The 16,308-nt window shown below is 63.1% G+C and carries 18 protein-coding genes; 7 read left to right on the forward strand and 11 right to left on the reverse strand.

Annotated features, from left to right (window positions below; genetic code table 11):
- Positions 1-463: 463 nt before the first annotated feature.
- From RA21_RS10250 to RA21_RS10280, 7 genes are all read left to right on the forward strand, one after another.
- Positions 464-901, forward strand: a complete 438-nt coding sequence (locus RA21_RS10250; protein WP_019298502.1) for a hypothetical protein — start codon at positions 464-466, stop codon at positions 899-901.
- Positions 902-1,104: 203 nt separating this feature from the next.
- On the forward strand, positions 1,105-1,419 hold the full coding sequence (gene rpsJ / locus RA21_RS10255; protein ID WP_019298501.1) for a 30S ribosomal protein S10: 315 nt from the start codon (positions 1,105-1,107) through the stop codon (positions 1,417-1,419).
- Between the two features lie 18 nt (positions 1,420-1,437).
- Complete coding sequence (gene rplC / locus RA21_RS10260) at positions 1,438-2,142, forward strand: 50S ribosomal protein L3 (protein ID WP_019298500.1); 705 nt, start codon at positions 1,438-1,440, stop codon at positions 2,140-2,142.
- Positions 2,139-2,756, forward strand: coding sequence for a 50S ribosomal protein L4 (gene rplD / locus RA21_RS10265; protein WP_019298499.1), 618 nt, complete (start codon positions 2,139-2,141; stop codon positions 2,754-2,756). Before rplC ends, rplD begins: the two co-directional genes overlap by 4 nt.
- Positions 2,753-3,049, forward strand: a complete 297-nt coding sequence (locus tag RA21_RS10270; protein WP_019298498.1) for a 50S ribosomal protein L23 — start codon at positions 2,753-2,755, stop codon at positions 3,047-3,049. The genes rplD and RA21_RS10270 overlap by 4 nt, the downstream gene beginning before the upstream one ends.
- Positions 3,050-3,431: 382 nt before the next feature.
- The gene (locus RA21_RS10275; RefSeq protein ID WP_039148500.1) at positions 3,432-3,968 is read left to right on the forward strand and encodes an ImmA/IrrE family metallo-endopeptidase; all 537 of its coding nucleotides are present in this window, start codon (positions 3,432-3,434) and stop codon (positions 3,966-3,968) included.
- Positions 3,969-3,978: 10 nt separating this feature from the next.
- The gene (locus RA21_RS10280; protein WP_152610528.1) at positions 3,979-5,061 is read left to right on the forward strand and encodes a hypothetical protein; all 1,083 of its coding nucleotides are present in this window, start codon (positions 3,979-3,981) and stop codon (positions 5,059-5,061) included.
- 113 nt (positions 5,062-5,174) lie between these two features.
- On the opposite strand, the gene RA21_RS10285 is transcribed toward RA21_RS10280, so the two are convergent.
- The 11 genes from RA21_RS10285 to RA21_RS10335 all read right to left on the reverse strand — a co-directional run bounded on the left by RA21_RS10285 (position 5,175) and on the right by RA21_RS10335 (position 15,950).
- A complete protein-coding gene (locus RA21_RS10285) occupies positions 5,175-6,692 on the reverse strand; it encodes an aldehyde dehydrogenase (NADP(+)) (protein WP_039148507.1) in 1,518 nt (505 codons plus the stop codon).
- Positions 6,693-6,820: 128 nt separating this feature from the next.
- Positions 6,821-7,501: a GntR family transcriptional regulator gene (locus tag RA21_RS10290; RefSeq protein WP_039148512.1), complete on the reverse strand. Its 681-nt coding sequence runs from the start codon at positions 7,499-7,501 to the stop codon at positions 6,821-6,823.
- A 140-nt stretch (positions 7,502-7,641) separates the two neighbouring features.
- Complete coding sequence (locus RA21_RS10295; RefSeq protein WP_039148513.1) at positions 7,642-8,667, reverse strand: trans-3-hydroxy-L-proline dehydratase; 1,026 nt, start codon at positions 8,665-8,667, stop codon at positions 7,642-7,644.
- 12 nt (positions 8,668-8,679) lie between these two features.
- A complete protein-coding gene (locus RA21_RS10300) occupies positions 8,680-9,783 on the reverse strand; it encodes a cis-3-hydroxy-L-proline dehydratase (RefSeq protein ID WP_039148514.1) in 1,104 nt (367 codons plus the stop codon).
- 24 nt (positions 9,784-9,807) lie between these two features.
- A complete protein-coding gene (locus RA21_RS10305; RefSeq protein ID WP_039148516.1) occupies positions 9,808-11,058 on the reverse strand; it encodes an NAD(P)/FAD-dependent oxidoreductase in 1,251 nt (416 codons plus the stop codon).
- The gene (locus RA21_RS10310; protein WP_039148518.1) at positions 11,055-12,005 is read right to left on the reverse strand and encodes a 4-hydroxyproline epimerase; all 951 of its coding nucleotides are present in this window, start codon (positions 12,003-12,005) and stop codon (positions 11,055-11,057) included. The genes RA21_RS10305 and RA21_RS10310 overlap by 4 nt, the downstream gene beginning before the upstream one ends.
- Positions 11,996-12,955 (reverse strand): dihydrodipicolinate synthase family protein, encoded by a 960-nt coding sequence (locus tag RA21_RS10315; protein ID WP_039148520.1) that lies wholly within the window; start codon positions 12,953-12,955, stop codon positions 11,996-11,998. The genes RA21_RS10310 and RA21_RS10315 overlap by 10 nt, the downstream gene beginning before the upstream one ends.
- A 65-nt stretch (positions 12,956-13,020) precedes the next feature.
- Complete coding sequence (locus tag RA21_RS10320; RefSeq protein ID WP_039148522.1) at positions 13,021-13,743, reverse strand: amino acid ABC transporter ATP-binding protein; 723 nt, start codon at positions 13,741-13,743, stop codon at positions 13,021-13,023.
- Positions 13,740-14,402: an amino acid ABC transporter permease gene (locus RA21_RS10325; RefSeq protein WP_019298488.1), complete on the reverse strand. Its 663-nt coding sequence runs from the start codon at positions 14,400-14,402 to the stop codon at positions 13,740-13,742. The genes RA21_RS10320 and RA21_RS10325 overlap by 4 nt, the downstream gene beginning before the upstream one ends.
- 11 nt (positions 14,403-14,413) lie before the next feature.
- A complete protein-coding gene (locus RA21_RS10330) occupies positions 14,414-15,076 on the reverse strand; it encodes an amino acid ABC transporter permease (RefSeq protein WP_019298487.1) in 663 nt (220 codons plus the stop codon).
- A 73-nt stretch (positions 15,077-15,149) separates the two neighbouring features.
- Positions 15,150-15,950 (reverse strand): transporter substrate-binding domain-containing protein, encoded by an 801-nt coding sequence (locus RA21_RS10335; protein WP_039148525.1) that lies wholly within the window; start codon positions 15,948-15,950, stop codon positions 15,150-15,152.
- Between the last annotated feature and the right edge of the window lie 358 nt (positions 15,951-16,308).

Raw genomic sequence — 16,308 nt, forward strand, 5'->3', positions numbered from 1 at the left:
GGCCGCACCGTCGGCGCCGGTGTTGTTTCCAAAATCATTGAATAATGATTTTGAAACGGTGGGCGGCAGGCGGTTTTCGCTAGAAAATCGCCGGGAGCCCACACGGTTCTGATCTAAGAAAGGGCCTCCCTCGGGAGGCCCTTTTTCTATGCGGTTAGCTCTGAACAGGGCAGGGATCGGCCTGGGGCCGGAGGCCGTCTTGCAAAAGCTCCAGTGGAGCTTTTGAGGCCGCAGGGAGCGCCAGCTCCGGGTGCGATGCAATCGCGCCCGCCCATTCGGGCAGGCCGGGCGCGGCCCGAACGCGGGGCGTCCGGGCGGAGTGCCCCAAAATCACCGATTTCTGCGTAAGGAGATTGAGAGAGTTTCCATCAGAGTGTCTCTTTTGCGAGGTACCCCTTGCGGGCTATGGAGCAAGGAACCACTTTCAAAAAACCGATTAAATGAAGTTCTTATTGGGGGATGCATGTTTCTTGAGGATGCTAAATTTCAGTTGAAGTTGAGAGAGCTTCAGAAGTCGAACAAAAAGGTCTGGGATCACTTTAGCCCAAAAATCGACGCCGCCCGAGAAGCGAAACAGTTTGAGGAAGAGCAGTTGATTGCATCCGAGGCTTTTTGGGAGAGCGATCAAGTTCGAGACGAGATACACAACCTTCAGCACAGGTATGTTCAAAAGCAAGCTGAGCGTCTTTTGATACCTATGCCAAAATTTAAGACCAAAGACGGTGAGTGGGAGCAATCTCAATTTGACGGTTTCTGGCGGCTGAATGAAGCTGCACTTTCCGCTCTTGCTCGCGAAGTACGGCAAGAAAGGCGGGAGCGTTTGGAGTTAGCTTTTCTGTGGCCTTCTTCAATCATTGGTTTCGTTGGCGGGCTAGTGGGCATCGCCTCTGCTTTTTGGTAAACAAACCCCAAACGCACCGTGCGCCGCAAACGCAACTGTTTCGCGGCGAAACCCCTTGCCTCATGGGGCCATAGGGCGTATAGGGCGCGAGTTCGCCGCGTGCGAATAGGGGCGGGATGATTCCCGCCTTTTGGGTTCGATGAGGGGTTGCGGTGGTCGCAGGCCCTCCTCTCAACCCCAACGCCTGAATAAAAGGCTGTACGATGCAAAGCCAAAACATCCGTATCCGGCTGAAGGCATTTGACTATCGCGTGCTGGATGCGTCCACGCAAGAGATCGTCAACACTGCCAAGCGGACCGGCGCGCAAGTGCGCGGCCCGATCCCGATGCCGAACAAGATCGAGAAATTCACTGTTCTGCGTGGCCCCCACGTGGACAAGAAATCCCGCGACCAGTTCGAGATCCGCACCCACAAGCGCCTTCTCGATATTGTCGACCCGACCCCGCAGACCGTGGACGCGCTGATGAAGCTCGACCTGGCTGCCGGCGTTGACGTCGAAATCAAGCTGCAGTCGTAAGTTCGGAGGGTATAGATTATGCGTTCCGGAATTATCGCTAAGAAAGTGGGCATGACCCGCCTGTTCATGGAAGACGGCAAGCAGATCCCTGTGACCGTTCTGTCCCTGGACGGCCTGCAGGTCGTTGCTCAGCGCACCGAGGAAAAAGACGGCTACACCGCTGTTCAGCTGGGTGCAGGCTCCGCCAAGGCAAAACGCACCTCGCAAGCCATGCGCGGCGTGTTTGCAGCTGCCAAGGTTGAACCCAAGCGCAAGCTGGTCGAATTCCGCGTTCCCGCGGACGGCCTGATCGAAGTCGGCGCCGAAATCTCGGCCGAACACTTCCTGGCTGGCCAGAAAGTGGACGTGACCGGCACCTCGATCGGTAAAGGTTTCGCCGGTGCCATGAAGCGGCACAACTTCGGCGGCCTGCGCGCCTCGCACGGTGTGTCGATCTCGCACCGTTCGCACGGTTCGACCGGTCAGTGTCAGGACCCGGGCAAGGTCTTCAAAGGCAAGAAAATGGCCGGCCACATGGGCGCAGCCCGCGTGACCACCCAGAACCTGGAAGTGGTGAAAACCGACGCCGAGCGCGGCCTGGTCTTCATCAAGGGCGCCGTACCGGGCCCGAAATCCGGCTGGGTTACCGTCAAGGACGCCGTGAAGAAGAAAGCCCCCGAGGGTCTGCCTTTCCCGGCCGCTCTGAAAACTGCGGAAGTTGCCGCGGAAGGTGGTGAAGCATGAAACTTGACGTGATCAAACTGGACGGCGGCAAAGCGGGCGACATCGAACTGTCCGAAGACCTGTTCGGCCTGGAGCCGCGTGCGGACATCCTGCACCGCGTGGTCCGCTGGCAGCGCAACAACGCGCAGGCCGGCACCCACAAGGTGAAGACCCGCTCCGAGACCTCCTACTCGACCAAGAAGATCTACCGCCAGAAGGGCACCGGCGGCGCACGCCACGGTGACCGCAACGCGCCGATCTTCCGCAAGGGTGGTATCTACAAGGGTCCGACCCCGCGTTCGCACGGCCACGAGCTGACCAAGAAGTTCCGCAAGCTGGGCCTGCGCCACGCGCTGTCCGCAAAGGCGAAAGCGGGCGAGCTGGTCATCATCGAGGACGCTGCTTCCGAAGGCAAGACCGCAGCTCTGGCCAAGCAGGTGAAAAACCTGGGCTGGAAGCGCGCGCTGATCATCGACGGCGCAGCGGTCAACGAAGGCTTCCTGCAAGCGTCGCGCAACATCGAGGGTCTGGACATCCTGCCGACCATCGGTGCCAACGTCTATGACATCCTGAAGCGTGACACCCTGGTGATCACCAAGGCGGGTGTCGAAGCACTGGAGGCTCGTCTGAAATGAGCGTGAAGGCAGAACACTACGACGTGATCCGCAAGCCGATCATCACCGAGAAATCCACCATGGCGTCCGAGAACGGCGCAGTGGTTTTCGAAGTGGCAATCGACTCCAACAAGCCGATGATCAAGGAAGCCGTCGAGGCTCTCTTTGGCGTCAAGGTGAAAGCGGTCAACACCACCGTCACCAAGGGTAAGGTCAAGCGTTTCCGCGGCCAGCTGGGCAAGCGTAAAGACGTGAAAAAAGCCTATGTGACCCTGGAAGAAGGCAACACCATCGACGTGTCCACCGGACTCTGAGATTTGCCTCTCTGACAAATTGGAAGGCCCTCGCGCAAGCGGGGGCCTTTTTCGTTGGGGCCATCGTTGATGGGGGAGAGGGCGGCTGGTGCGGGTGCGGTCATGGCGGGGTCCTTTCTGGAGGTCTCCGGTTCTGTATAGCGGCTGGCGGTTAAGATCCGGGAAGCGGGGCGTGCGGTGGGGGCGCAACGGAAAAATGCGTAGCTCGTTTGCCTGCAAAGGGCTTTCTCGTTGCATGTGAGAGGTAAGTTACATACGTGGACTGTGAAGCTGCAGCATAGTGTAGCGCACGCTGAGGTAGTGCTATATCAACTTGTTTGCTGTTTGTTTCACATGCTAGAAACGCTCAGCGAGTGTTTTGCATTTGCGTTCGGAGGGTATTATGACAGGTAATTTCTACGCTCCCAAGCCGCTTGGTGCTTCGAAGGCTGGTGTCGAAAGGTTTGCAGAAGACCTTGCGAGGCAGATTGGATTCGGCCCGGGTGACAGCATTGAAGAACTGGTGCAGAGAGTCGGAGGTAAGCTTGTCGTCGGAACCAGCGGTTCTGGAGACGAAGACAGCGGATCGATCATTGCGCGAGAGACAGATGACTTCGATATTTTCGTGTCTCGCCATACTTCATTGAAGAGGGATCGGTTTACGATTGCTCATGAGTTGGGGCATTTGCTGCTGCATTTTAAGGCGATCAAGGAGCAAGATCCAAGCGCCGTGATGCGTGCTACTCGCAATGTTGATCCTAGTGACAGTGAACAGCAACGTGCTGAGTGGGAAGCCAATTGGTTTGCAGCGGCATTTTTGATGCCGTCTGATGACTTCATAGCGGCAGTAGAGGAGGGTGGTGTCTCCTTTGCTGCAGCTACTTGTGGCGTCAGTCAAGTTGCCGCTGAAATACGAGCGAAGAACCTTAGTATCTCCTAAAGGGCAATTCATGTCAGAATTGAAGGTGCCGGATTACCGAATTCGGCTGTTTTTGTCTGTCGACCTGACAGGCTCAACGGCTTTTAAGTCGAAGAATGATCGTGGCCTTTGGCGTGCTGCGTTTCGAGATTTCTATGGTCGGTTCCCCCGATCCTTCGAGGATTCCTTTTCCAAGAAATGTGCCGAGATTGGAGGCATGTCTCAGGCGGAGAAGGATGCAAAGCCTCATGTCTGGAAGACAATTGGCGATGAGATTTTGTTTGTAAATAGGGTGTTGAGCATCACTCATCTTGGGGCTTACGTCGCCGCGTTTTCCGAGACACTTCATAGCTTCGGTGAGTTTATCGGCGGTGCTTACAGCGGATTGAATGCTAAGGGAAACGGTTGGATAGCTGCGTTCCCGGACCCAAACACAAGCATCGCTGTGAGCCATACTGCTGGAGACGATCCATTTGCAGGCGTGCATGGTTTGGAGACTGAGGAGTTCGAGCTTGAGGTGGATAAAAGCCCAAAGGACTTTGATTTTCTCGGGAAGGGTATCGATGGTGGCTTTCGGATTTCGAGAAACTCCACAGTCGATACCTTTACCATCTCTCCGGCGCTGGCATACTTGCTAACGGAAGCTGCTACCAACCAAGGTTTTACCAAGTTTGACCTTGGCTTCAATTTTCAGGATATGCAGTCGTTCAAGGGGGTGTTGAACGGTTCTCCTTGCCCGATTATCTCAATTGATACAATGCGCAGCAAGGAAGAGCGGGAATTGCGGGAAATGGAGACCGCACTCTTGGGTCGACCGGCCGTGGTCGGTGAAGGTGAAATGGGTAAGTTTAAGGCCTACCTCGAAAAGTTCATTGAACTGCGAGGGGTTGAAAAACCACGTTTGAAACTGTCGCACGGCCAAGATGACCTTTCCCCGCCGGATCATTATCTGGAATTTGTCGAAACGTGGAGGAAAAACAAAGAGGAAGCTGCCACCCAAGACGAAAGCCAAGAGGCTGCGTCTAGTGCAGATGGAGACACGTCCAACGATGGGAGCCTTCCCAGTGTTGAAGACGTATCTCGGGTTTTTTCTAATAATCCGGACGTCGATTGAAAGTCGCAGTAGACGCGTTTCCAAGACACGCTACCCGCCACCAATCAAAAAGGCCCCGGATTACTCCGGGGCCCCCTTCATTCATCAGGACAGCTGCCGCTTCAAACCGCCCCTCACCCCTCCAGCAGGTCCTCCGGTAGCAATGCTTCGGGGATGTTCTGGTAGCAGACGGGGCGCAGGAAGCGGCGGATGGACAGGGTGCCCACCGAGGTCGCGCCGAAGTTGGTGGAGGCCGGGTAGGGGCCGCCGTGGACCATGGTGCCGGAGACCTCAACCCCGGTGGGGAAGCCGTTGGCCAGCACCCGGCCGGCCTTGCGCTCCAGCACCGGCAGCAGGGTCTGGCCCTGGGCGGTGTCAGCCTCATCCAGATGCAGGGTACAGGTCAGCTGGCCCTGCAGCGCGCGGGCGATCTCCAGCATTTCGGCGTCGCTCTCAGCGGTGATCACCAGACCCAGCGGGCCAAAGACCTCCTCGGCCAGGATCTCATTGTCGAGCCAGGTGCGGGCTTCGGTGACATACAGATAGGGCGCGGCGGTGCGGGTGTCGCAGCTGGTGGTCAGCAGCTCGCGCACGCCCGCGGTGGCGGCGACGCGGCGCTGGCCGTCCTGGTAGGCGCTGGCGATGCCCTCGGTCAGCATGGTCTGGGGGGCGACCGCTGACAGGGCGGCGGTGGCGGTGTCGATGAAACGGTCCGCCTCGGCGCCTGCGCGCAGCACGGCGATGCCGGGGTTGGTGCAGAACTGGCCCGCGCCCATGGTAAGCGAGGCGGCCCAGCCGGTGGCGATCTCCGTGCCGCGGCTGGCGAGGGCGGCGGCGAGGATGAACATCGGGTTCACGGACCCCAGCTCGCCGAAGAAGGGGATCGGCTCGGGCCGTGCGGCGCAGAGGTCGAACAGGGCGCGCCCGCCGGCAAGCGAGCCGGTGAAGCCCACCGCCTTGATCAGCGGGTGCTGCACCAGCGCCGCGCCGACCGCGCGGTTGCCGCCCTGGATCAGGCTGAAGACGCCGGGGTGGATGTTGCATCTGGTGATCGCGGCGAGGATGGCTTCGGCAACGATCTCGCCGGTGCCGGGGTGGGCGCTGTGGCCCTTGACCACCACCGGGCAGCCCGCGGCCAGTGCTGCGGCGGTGTCGCCGCCGGCGGTGGAGAAGGCGAGCGGAAAGTTGGAGGCGCCGAAGACCGCGACCGGCCCCAGCGGGCGCTGCATCATGCGCATATCGGGCCGGGGCAGGGGTGCGCGGTCCGGCAGCGCGGCGTCATGGCGGCGGTCGAGGTAATCGCCCTTGAGGATATGCTCGGCAAAGATGCGCAGCTGGCCGGTGGTGCGCCCGCGCTCGCCCTGCAGGCGGGCCTCGGGCAGGCCGGTTTCCTGGGGTCCGATGGCGGTGATGGCCTCGGCGCGGGCCTCAATCTCATCCGCGATGGCGTGGAGGAAGGCGGCGCGCTCGGCCCGGCTGGTGCTGCCGTAGCTGGCAAAGGCGTCCTCTGCCGCCTCTACCGCGGCATTCACGTCGCTGACGCGGCCAACGGAGAAGTCATAGCTGGGGCCGCTGGCAGGGGCGGAGGGGAAGCGGGTGCCGCCGGGCACCCAGGCGCCTGCGATCAGGTGGTTTCCGTGCGGTGTGAACATGGGCGGGCCTCTGTTTGGTGGGGTCAGTGAATCTTGATACAGGATAATGGATACAAAGTACAAGTTGCGCAAGAGGAGCGCCGGAGAAAACCGGGCGGTTCACGTGTCAGAAGCTGAAATGGGGCGGGTTAGCTGTCAGCCGTGGCGCGGTGTTCGGCGACCAGCGACAGCAGTTCCTCCTTGGTGCGGGAGATGTGATGGGTCAGCGCGGCGCAGGCGCCCTCCACATCGCGGGCCTGGGCCAGGTCCAGGAGGTCGTGGTGCTCCTTCTTGGCAGGTTCGCGCTGCTTCATCACGCTGAGGTGCATCCGGATAAAGCGGTCGCAATGCAGGCTGATGCCCTGCAGCACCTCGTTGGTCAGCTTGCGGTCCGCGGCGGCATAAAGCGCTGAGTGGTATTTGTGGTTGAGCGCGCCCCATTTGGCCACGTCATTGGCATCGTATGAGGCGTCCATGTCGTCGAGGATCTGGGTGCAGCGGGTGAAATCCTCGGTGGTCATTGCCGGGATCGCGCGGCGGAACAGGTCCACCTCCAGCAGGATGCGCAGGTCGAAGATCTCGGCGATTTCACGCAGGGAATGCTTGGTGACAGAGGCGCCGCGGTTGTTGGTGAATTGCACCAGCCCTTCGGCGTCCAGCCGCTTCAGCGCCTCGCGGATCGGCATGCGGGAGACGGCGTATTCCTCTGCCAGCGCCTCCTGCCGGATGGTTTCGCCCTCTGCCAGCTCACCGCTGAGGATGCGTTCGCGCAGGTCGTTGGCAATCACTTCCGGAAGGGAGCTGCGGGTAACGGCGCGTTTGCCTGCCATGGGGGCCTCGTTGGATCTGTTGTTCGTATTTTGGATACGCTAGATGGTCTGCCCCGTTTCTTCAAGCAATTGGCCCAGTTTTACGCGGGTGCCGGGTGCCGCCGGCCCGCACCCGGTTTTTGTATCCAAAACCCGGACCGTCAGGCACCCCAGGTGTCGCTGAGGCGGTAGCCGCCGGGCCAGGGGTCGTCCGGGTCCAGCATGTGCTGGTGGATGCCGGTGATCCAGCCGCGGCCGCTGAGTTCCGGCACGATCGCCGCGCGCCCGCCGACGGTGGTCTGTTCGACGATGCGTCCGGTGAAGCGGGAGCCGATGATGGACACGGCCTCAAACGTCTGGTCCGGCGTCATCTGCCCCTTGGCCAGCATCAGCGCCATCCGGGCGGAAACCGCGGTGCCGGTGGGGGAGCGGTCCACCTTGCCCGGCTGGATGGCGACGGCGGAGCGGCTGCGGAGGCCGGTCTCCGTCTGTTCCAGCGGGCCGCAGAAGGCGCAGAAGGAGATGTGGGTCCAGTCCGGGTTCTCCGGGTGGGTGAAACCCAGCTGCGCGTTGGCGGCCTCCAGAATGCGGGTGCCGAGCTGGGCGATCTGCTTGGCGTTTGCCTCTGTGATCTCCAGCCCCAGATCGGCGGCCTGCACCACCACGAAACTGTCGCCGCCATAGGCGGTGTCGACGGTCAGGGTGCCAATGCTCGGCACCTCCAGCGCCGCGCCGGTCTCACCTGCGAAGCTGGGCACGTTCTGCACGAAGATCCGTTCTGCCTTGCCGTTCCGGCATTCGGCGCGCACCCGCACCAGCCCGCCGGGGGCCTCCAGCACCAGATGGGTTTCCGGCTCCTGCATCGGCAGGATGCCTCCGTCCAAGAGCACGGTGGAGACGCAGATCGAGTTGGAGCCGGACATTGGCGGGGTGTATTCCGGCTCCATGATGATGAAGCCCATGTCGGCCTCCGGGTGCTTGGGCGGCACCAAGAGGTTCACATGGCGGAACACGCCGCCGCGGGGTTCGTTCAGGACGAAGTTGCGCAGGGTTTGGTCGCGGTCGATGAAGGCGCGCTGTTCCCACGGGGTGTCGCCCGGCGGCGGTGCGACGCCGCCAACGATGACATCGCCCACCTCGCCCTCTGCATGGGCGGAAATCACATGGATGGTCTTGCTGCTGCGCATCCGCAGGCCTCCTCAGGAATAGCGGGCAACCGGTTCGCCTAGGGCCTCGAAGATCGGGGTGATCCCCAGGCCGGGCGTGTCCGGGGCGGTCATCCGCCCGTTCACACGCTTGGGCGCGCCGCTGGCAATGTCAACGGTGCCATAGCTGTTGAAGTCGGTGGCGGAGAAGGTGAACTCGGCCGGGGTGGAGCGGGCCAGATGGGCGATGGCGGCGGTGGTGATGTCGCCGCCCCAGGTGTCCTCGATGGTCATCGGAATGCCATGCGCCACGCAGAGGTCGCGCATCAGCCGTGCTTTGCTCAGGCCGCCGACCTTGGAGATTTTGAGGTTGATCACGTCCATCGCATCCTCGGCAATGCCGCGCACCAGCGTGTTGGGGGTGTCGATCACCTCGTCCATCACAAAGGGCAGTGCAGTGCGGCGGCGGATTGAGACGCTTTCCTCGTAGGTCAGGCAGGGCTGTTCCACATAAACGTCGAGGCCCGCGATGGCGCCAACCACCCGCGCCGCCTCGTGCCGGGTCCAGCCGGTGTTGGCGTCGGCCACCAGCAGGTCGGATTTCTTCAGCACCGCGCGGGTGGCATGGATGCGGTCGATATCGTCGTTGGCCTCGCCGCCGACCTTCAGCTGGAACTTGGTGTAGCCCTCGGCGGCATAGCCCTCGATCTTGCGGGCCATGGTGTCCGGGTCTTCCTGGCTGATGGCGCGGTAGAGCACCACATCCTCCTGCGCGGCGCCGCCCAGCAGGGTGTATACCGGCTGACCGGTGGCCTTGCCCAGAAGGTCCCAGCAGGCAATGTCGACCGGCGCCTTGGCATAAGGGTGGCCGCGCAGGGCGGCGTCCATGGTGCGGTTGATGCCGCCGATATTCAGCGGGTCCTGGCCAATGAGATGCGGCGCCAGTTCCGCCAGCCCGGCGCGCACGCCGCGGGCGAAGGAGGGCAGGTAGGCGGAGCCCAGCGGGCAGCACTCGGCATAGCCGGTCAGCCCCTCGTCGGTGGTGATTTCCAGCACGGTGCTGTCGAAGACATCGACATAATTGCCGTTCGACCAACTGTAGCAGCCTTCCTTCAGCGGCAGGTCGACCTGATAGACAGTGAGCTGGGTGATTTTCATGGCGCGGCTCCTTTCAGCTGCGGGTCAGAACCTGGTAGCGGCGTAGGGCTGCATCGGCAGCGCGGCGGGAGTGTTTGCGGCCAGTGCGGCCACCAGCTCAGCGGTGCCTGCGGCCTGGGTCAGGCCCAGATGGCCGTGGCCGAAGGCATAGATCACGCCGTCCGAGCGGGCGGAGCGGCTGATCACCGGCAGGCTGTCAGGCATCGAGGGGCGGAAGCCCATCCATTGGCTGCCGCCCGCGGTGTCGAGATCCGGCAGGAAATGCTTGGCCTTCTGCAGCAGGATGTCTGCGCGGCGGTAATTCGGCGGCAGTTTCAGCCCGCCGAGTTCTACAGCGCCGCCAACCCGCACGCCGCCGCTGATCTTGCTGACGACAAAGCCATGCGCCGGGAAGGTCAGGTGGGTCTTCAGGCCAAAGGCGCCGGGGGGCAGCGTGGTGTTGTAGCCGCGTTCGGTCTCCAGCGGGAAGGTTTCGCCCAGGGTGCGGGCGAGATGGTGCGACCAGGCTCCGCAGGCGACCACGATTTGGCTGGCGGAGACCGGGCCGTCATTGGTCTGCGCCACAGACTGCCCGCCTTCGCTGCGCAGGGCGGTGACTGCGGCGGTGCCGATTCTGCCGCCACGTGCCACAAAGGTCTGCGCCAGATGTTCCGCCCAGGTCTTGGGGTTTACTGTGTTCATCCAGTCGGGGGTGAATGCGGCATGGGTGAAACGGGGGGCGAGGCCGGGCTGAACCTCGGCAATCGCAGCGGGGCTGCGCAGCAGGTCGAAGCGGATGCCGTGCGTGCGCCGCAGCTGCCAATCGGGCAGGGCGGCGCGGAAGGCGCTCTCACCCTCGTAGAGCTGCAACTGCCCCTCGCGCTGCATCAGCGGCTCGCCGTCCACATCGGCGATCTGGCGTTCCAGTGCGGCGCGGGAATGCGCCATCAGCAGCACCTGCGCCTGCAGTGCCGCCTGGTAGCGGCTGCGCCAGCTGGCGCGCCAGAAGCGCAGCATCCAGGGCGCGATCTGCAGCGCATAGGCGGGTGGCACCGACAAGGGGCCCAGCGGGTCCAGCAGCCACTTGGGGGCCTTGCGCATGATGCCGGGCGTCGCCAGCGGCACGATGTCGGTAAAGGCGAAGGCGCCGGCGCTGGCCGCCGAGGCCTCTGCCGCGACGCCAGTGCGGTCGAGGATGCGCACGCGGCGGCCCTGTTTCTGCAGCTCCAGCGCGGCGCTGAGGCCGATGATGCCGGCGCCGATGACGAGGATATCGTCTGAAGGGTGCGCTGTCATGCAGGTTCCTCCGAACCCGCAAGGATGCCGCCGCGGAAGGGGTCATCGGGGCTGAAGAGCAGCTTGCCCTCGCCCATCACAAAGGCCTGGCCGCTGAGGGTGGGGATCACGCCGCCGTTCAACCCCGGTTGATAGGACAGCCGGTAGGGGGAGCCGATGATGCTTTCCTGGATGATCTCCTCGCCCGGCTGCAGCCGCCCTGCTGCCGCCAGGCAGGCCAGCCGGGCGGAACTGCCGGTGCCGCAGGGGGAGCGGTCGTAGGTGTCGTCCGGGCAGAGCACGAAGTTGCGGCTGTGGATGCCCGCGCGGGGGGAGGGGCCTTGGAAGATCACATGGTCGATCGGCTCACCGTTTTCGCCGCCGACGCCTTGGGCATTGGCGGCGGTGCGGATGGCGATGGCGTGATCGGTCAGGGCGCGGATGTTCTCTGTCTGCAAGGGCAGCGGGCTGGGCTCAATGATGAAGAACCAGTTGCCGCCATAGGCGACGTCGCCGGTCACTGTACTGCCGTCCGGCAGGGTGACATTGGCCGCCGCGGTCACCCGGCGGCTTTCGATGTTGGTGACGGTGACGGTATTGGCGTCCTCCAGCAGCACCGTCACCACGCCAACGGGGGTCTCAATGCGGTGGCTGCCGGGGGTGATCAGGCCCAGATGGGCCAGCGTCACCGCCAGCCCGATGGTGCCGTGGCCGCACATGCCCAGCACTGCATCGGCATCAAAATAGATGACGCCAGCGGCGCAGGTGGGATCGGTGGGCTGCACCAGCAGCGCACCGACCATGGCGGGCTGGCCGCGCGGCTCGCGCAGCACGGCGTGGCAGAAGCCCAAGTGCTGCTCTGCCAGCCGCCGCGCGCGCTCTGCCAGCGGGCCGGTCCCCAGATCGGGACCGCCCTCCAGGATTACCCGGGTGGGTTCTCCTCCGGTATGGCTGTCGACTACATGCATTCGGCGATGATCCCGCCCTGCGCCGACCAGTCTGCGAACCAGGTGCGGAACAGCTTGTACTGCTGTTCGCAATAGTTGCGCTGGGCATCGGACAGTTCGTCAGTCTCGTTGAAGTGCAGGCGGTAGTCTTCCTCACCGTTCAGAACCAGCAGATGCTTGTAGTAGAGGATCAGGTCCGGGCCTTCGTCGAAGGTCGAGAGCACATGGATGGCATCGGTCAGCTCCTGCGCGCGGACACGGGCCTCGGCACTGCCCTCGGCGGCCAGTTTGGACAGGCGCGCCAGCAGCAGCGCCTCCTTGGGGAGCGCACAGCCGATACCGGTGATCGAGCCGGTGGCGCCGCAGTTCACAAAGCCGTGGTAGACCTCGGTGTCGACACCGACCATCAGCGTCACCTGGTCGTCCTGGCTGGTGATGTGTTCAGCCGCATAGCGCAGGTCGTCCTTGCCGCCGAACTCCTTGAAGCCGATCAGGTTCTTGTGCTCGGCACGCAGGGCAAAGAACAGCTCAGCGCGGGTGGCAAAGCCGTAATAGGGGCTGTTGTAGATGATCGCGGGCACGTCCGGCGCCGCGTCCAGAATGGCCTTGAAGTGGTTCTTCTGCGCCGCAACGGAGGTGCCGCGGGACAACACGCGCGGGATCACCATCAGGCCGGCCGCGCCGACCTCTTGCGCATGGCGGGCGTGATCGACGGCGGATTTGGTGTTGATCGCGCCGGTGCCGACCACAACCGGCAGACCGGCGGCGGCGAGGCGGGCGACGCCCTCCATCCGCTGTTCATCTGTCAGCAGCGGCCAGTCGCCCATCGAACCGCAGTAGACCACCGCCGACATGCCCGCGGCGATCATCTCCTCGCCCTTTTTGACCAGCGCGTCGAAGTTCGGCGTGCGGTCCGGGTTGCAGGGGGTCATCAGGGCCGGCATGGTGCCGGTGAAGACGTTTGTAGACATTATCCAATTTCTCCAGTTAGGGGCAGGCTGCCGCTGGGAGGCACGGCAGCCTGCGGGGGAAGGGGTCAGCGCACGTTGGCGAGGAATTTGCGGGTGTGTTCGGACCGGGCGTCGCCGAAGATCTGGGCGGGCGGGCCGATCTCCTCCATCACGCCCTGATGGAAGAAGGCCACCCGGTCGGAGACATCGCGGGCAAAGCCCATCTCGTGGGTGACGCAGATCATCGTCATGCCCTCATCGGCGAGCAGGCGCATGGTATCCAGCACCTCGCCCACCAGTTCGGGGTCAAGGGCAGAGGTCGCCTCGTCAAACAGCATGTATTCCGGCTCCATCGCCAGGGCGCGGGCAATTGCCAGACGCTGCTGCTGGCCGCCGGACAGGGCGCTGGGGTAGACATCCAGCTTCTCGCCCAGCCCCACGTGCTGCAGCTGTTTCGCTGCAATGTCGCGGGCCTCAGCCTTGGATTTGCCTTTGACGATGCGCGGCGCCAGCGCCACGTTTTCCAGCGCCGTCAGATGGGGAAAGGAATTCCACTGCTGGAACACCATGCCCAGCTTCTGGCGCAGCTTGTTGATGTCGGTGCCCTTGGCATGGACGTCGGTGCCGTCGACGGTGACTGCGCCGTCCTGGATCGCTTCCAGCCCGTTGATGCAGTAAAGCAGCGTCGATTTGCCGGAGCCGGAGGCGCCGATGACAGAGAGCACTTCGCCCTTCTGCACATCCAGGTCGATGCCTTTCAGAACGTGCAGAGCGCCGAAATACTTGTGAAGGTCGCGGATGGAAATCATTGGGCCCACCTGTTTTCGAGATGTGTGGCGTAGCGGGAGACCGGATAGGACAGCGCGAAATAGAAGGCGCCGGCCAGGGCCAGGATCAGGAACGGCTCCTGCGTGCGGGTGATCAGGATCTGGCTGGCCTTCAGCAGCTCGACATAGCCGAGCACGGAAACCAGCGCGCTGTCTTTCATCACCCCCAGTGCGACACCGACCCAGGACGGGAACACCGCCCGCCCGCCGATCGGCAGCACCACATGGCGCAGATCCTGCCAGTAGCTAAGCCCGAGGCTGCGTGCGGCGCGGCGCATCGGGGCGCCCACCGCCTCAATCCCGCCGCGGGCCACATTGGCCACCAGCGCCGCGGTATAGACGGTCAGGATCACGGTGCCGGAGGCAAAGGGATCAAGGTTCAGCCCGACGATCGGGGCGAAGTTGTAAAACAGCACCAGCTGGATGATCAGCGGCACAGAGCGGAACACGTCCAGCACCGGCGCCAGCGTCAGGGTTGCAGCGCGGCGGCCTTCGTACAGCATCCAGCCGAACAGGGTGCCCAGCACCGTGCCGAGCGAGATCGACAGGACGGAAATCCACAGCGTGCGCAGCGCCGCCTCGCCCATGAACCACAGGTCATTGGGGGCAAAGCCGCTGAAAAACTTGAGTGTCGGTTCCATGGTGCTCCCCCTCAGTACCGGAACAGCCGGGCGGCCATCAGCCGCGAGCTGAGCAGGATCACCTTGACGATGGCGTAGTAGATCACCGCCGTGACTGCGAAATATTCAAAGATGCGGAAGGTGCGGGAGGCAAAGAACTGGGTCTCGCCCGACAGTTCGCGAAAGCCCACCAGCATCCCCAGCGAGGACATCAGCACCGCCCAGACCATCTGGTTGGTGATCGGGTGATAGACGATGCGGAACACCTGCGGGATCACCACCCGGCTGTAGGCCTGCCAGGGGGTCATGCCAAGGCTGCGGGAAGCGCGAATCTGGGTCTCCGGCACCGCCTTGAAGCCGCCGCGGAAGTTTTCCGCCAGATAGCCCGCGCAGTTGAAGGTCAGCCCCGCCAGCACGATCAGATAGGGCGACAGATGCAGGCCGAAGGCGCCGAGGCCGAAGCCGAAGAAGAACAGCTGAAACAGCGCCGGCGTGTTGCGGGCCAGCTCCACCCAGGCGGTGGCGAACCAGTAGACCGGCCCCTTCAGGTGCAGCCGCGCCAGCGCCAGGCAAAGGCCGAGCACGATGCCAAGCACCATCGCCAGAACCGCCACTTGCAGCGTCAGGGAGGCCGCCTCCAGCAGGTCCGGCAGGCTTTTCATCACCGGCCGCCAGTGAAAATTATAGTCGAACATGTGGGGTTATGCTCCCTAGCCCCTGCCAGCCGCCGGGAGAGCGCGGCAGGCAGGGGCGGGTTTCACCGTTGGATCAGTACAGCACGCCGGGGATGCGCAGCTCAGGCGCGTCGCCGCCGACGTATTTGCCCCACAGCTCGGCATAACGGCCCGAGCGCACCTGATGGGTCACAAACAGGTTCAGGAAGTTGATCCAGGTGACATCCTCGCGCTTGCCCACCACCGAGGTATAGTCGGTGGTCCAGGGCATCCGCGGGCCGGCCGCCAGGGTCTCATACTGCTGGGTTACCGGCAGCACCGCGGTATTGGTGGTCAGGCCGATGTCCGCCTTGCCCTGCGCCACAGCCAGGAACACCTCGTTCTCGGACTGGTAGCCTTGGTAATTGCCCTCTTCGCCCCATTCGGCGGCGATCTTCAGCCATTCCTGCTCCGGCACGGTGCCGATGGCACCGGCCACCCGCTTGCCCTTGATGTCTTCAAAGCTTTCGATGCCGCTTTCGGTGTTCACGACGCCCTGGGCGAAATAGATCGCGTAAGGAATGGTGAAGCCGACGGTGCGCGCCCGCGCCAGGCTGTCGGAGGTGGCACCGAACACCACGTCTGCACGGCCGGTCACGATGGCGGGCAGGCGCTCGGCCCAGGTCACCGGCAGGATCTCGGCATCAACCTCTAGCGCCGCCGCCAGGTCGTTGCAGTAGTCGACGTCAAAGCCTGCCGGTTCGTTGTTGGCATCGCGGTAGCCGATCGGCGGGAAATCCAGCACCACGCCGCAGCGCAGGGTGCCGCGGTCCACCACATCATCGAGCGTATCCGCAAGGGCAGGTGCCAAGGGCACCAGGGCAAGCGCCGCAGCCGCGGCCAGCGATTTGAACATGAGATCCTCCTGTCGGTGTGTTGTTGTGGAGAATCAGATACAGGATAATGGATACAAAATCCACATGTATGTGAGGACGCCGATTCTGGGGGCCGGTTCCCTGCGCATCTGTTGCGGCAGGCAAAGCTCGAACTGCGGGCCTGTGCGGCCGAACCGGCAGGGCGCAAAGCGGCCCGAAGGCGTCGCAGAACGATCTGCCTGCGGCATTTTGCGCGCGCGCTGCGCAGCCGTGCAGGCCATATAATCCATTGATATCATTTGAATGTCACTGAAACCCCCTCGGGGAAGCCGGCTTCCTGCAGCATCCGGGCGGCTGCAATCGTCTGCGAGCTAGGAATTTCTTAGGAGCAGGTCTCTA

Source organism: Leisingera sp. ANG-DT (assembly GCF_000813785.1).
Taxonomy (GTDB): Bacteria; Pseudomonadota; Alphaproteobacteria; order Rhodobacterales; family Rhodobacteraceae; genus Leisingera.

Coding starts and splice junctions, on each gene's coding strand:
- RA21_RS10250 (WP_019298502.1), top strand. CDS start 464: ATGTTTCTTGAGGATGCTAAATTTCAGTTGAAGTTGAGAGAGCTTCAG.
- rpsJ (WP_019298501.1), top strand. CDS start 1,105: ATGCAAAGCCAAAACATCCGTATCCGGCTGAAGGCATTTGACTATCGC.
- rplC (WP_019298500.1), top strand. CDS start 1,438: ATGCGTTCCGGAATTATCGCTAAGAAAGTGGGCATGACCCGCCTGTTC.
- rplD (WP_019298499.1), top strand. CDS start 2,139: ATGAAACTTGACGTGATCAAACTGGACGGCGGCAAAGCGGGCGACATC.
- RA21_RS10270 (WP_019298498.1), top strand. CDS start 2,753: ATGAGCGTGAAGGCAGAACACTACGACGTGATCCGCAAGCCGATCATC.
- RA21_RS10275 (WP_039148500.1), top strand. CDS start 3,432: ATGACAGGTAATTTCTACGCTCCCAAGCCGCTTGGTGCTTCGAAGGCT.
- RA21_RS10280 (WP_152610528.1), top strand. CDS start 3,979: ATGTCAGAATTGAAGGTGCCGGATTACCGAATTCGGCTGTTTTTGTCT.
- RA21_RS10285 (WP_039148507.1), bottom strand. CDS start 6,692: ATGTTCACACCGCACGGAAACCACCTGATCGCAGGCGCCTGGGTGCCC.
- RA21_RS10290 (WP_039148512.1), bottom strand. CDS start 7,501: ATGGCAGGCAAACGCGCCGTTACCCGCAGCTCCCTTCCGGAAGTGATT.
- RA21_RS10295 (WP_039148513.1), bottom strand. CDS start 8,667: ATGCGCAGCAGCAAGACCATCCATGTGATTTCCGCCCATGCAGAGGGC.
- RA21_RS10300 (WP_039148514.1), bottom strand. CDS start 9,783: ATGAAAATCACCCAGCTCACTGTCTATCAGGTCGACCTGCCGCTGAAG.
- RA21_RS10305 (WP_039148516.1), bottom strand. CDS start 11,058: ATGACAGCGCACCCTTCAGACGATATCCTCGTCATCGGCGCCGGCATC.
- RA21_RS10310 (WP_039148518.1), bottom strand. CDS start 12,005: ATGCATGTAGTCGACAGCCATACCGGAGGAGAACCCACCCGGGTAATC.
- RA21_RS10315 (WP_039148520.1), bottom strand. CDS start 12,955: ATGTCTACAAACGTCTTCACCGGCACCATGCCGGCCCTGATGACCCCC.
- RA21_RS10320 (WP_039148522.1), bottom strand. CDS start 13,743: ATGATTTCCATCCGCGACCTTCACAAGTATTTCGGCGCTCTGCACGTT.
- RA21_RS10325 (WP_019298488.1), bottom strand. CDS start 14,402: ATGGAACCGACACTCAAGTTTTTCAGCGGCTTTGCCCCCAATGACCTG.
- RA21_RS10330 (WP_019298487.1), bottom strand. CDS start 15,076: ATGTTCGACTATAATTTTCACTGGCGGCCGGTGATGAAAAGCCTGCCG.
- RA21_RS10335 (WP_039148525.1), bottom strand. CDS start 15,950: ATGTTCAAATCGCTGGCCGCGGCTGCGGCGCTTGCCCTGGTGCCCTTG.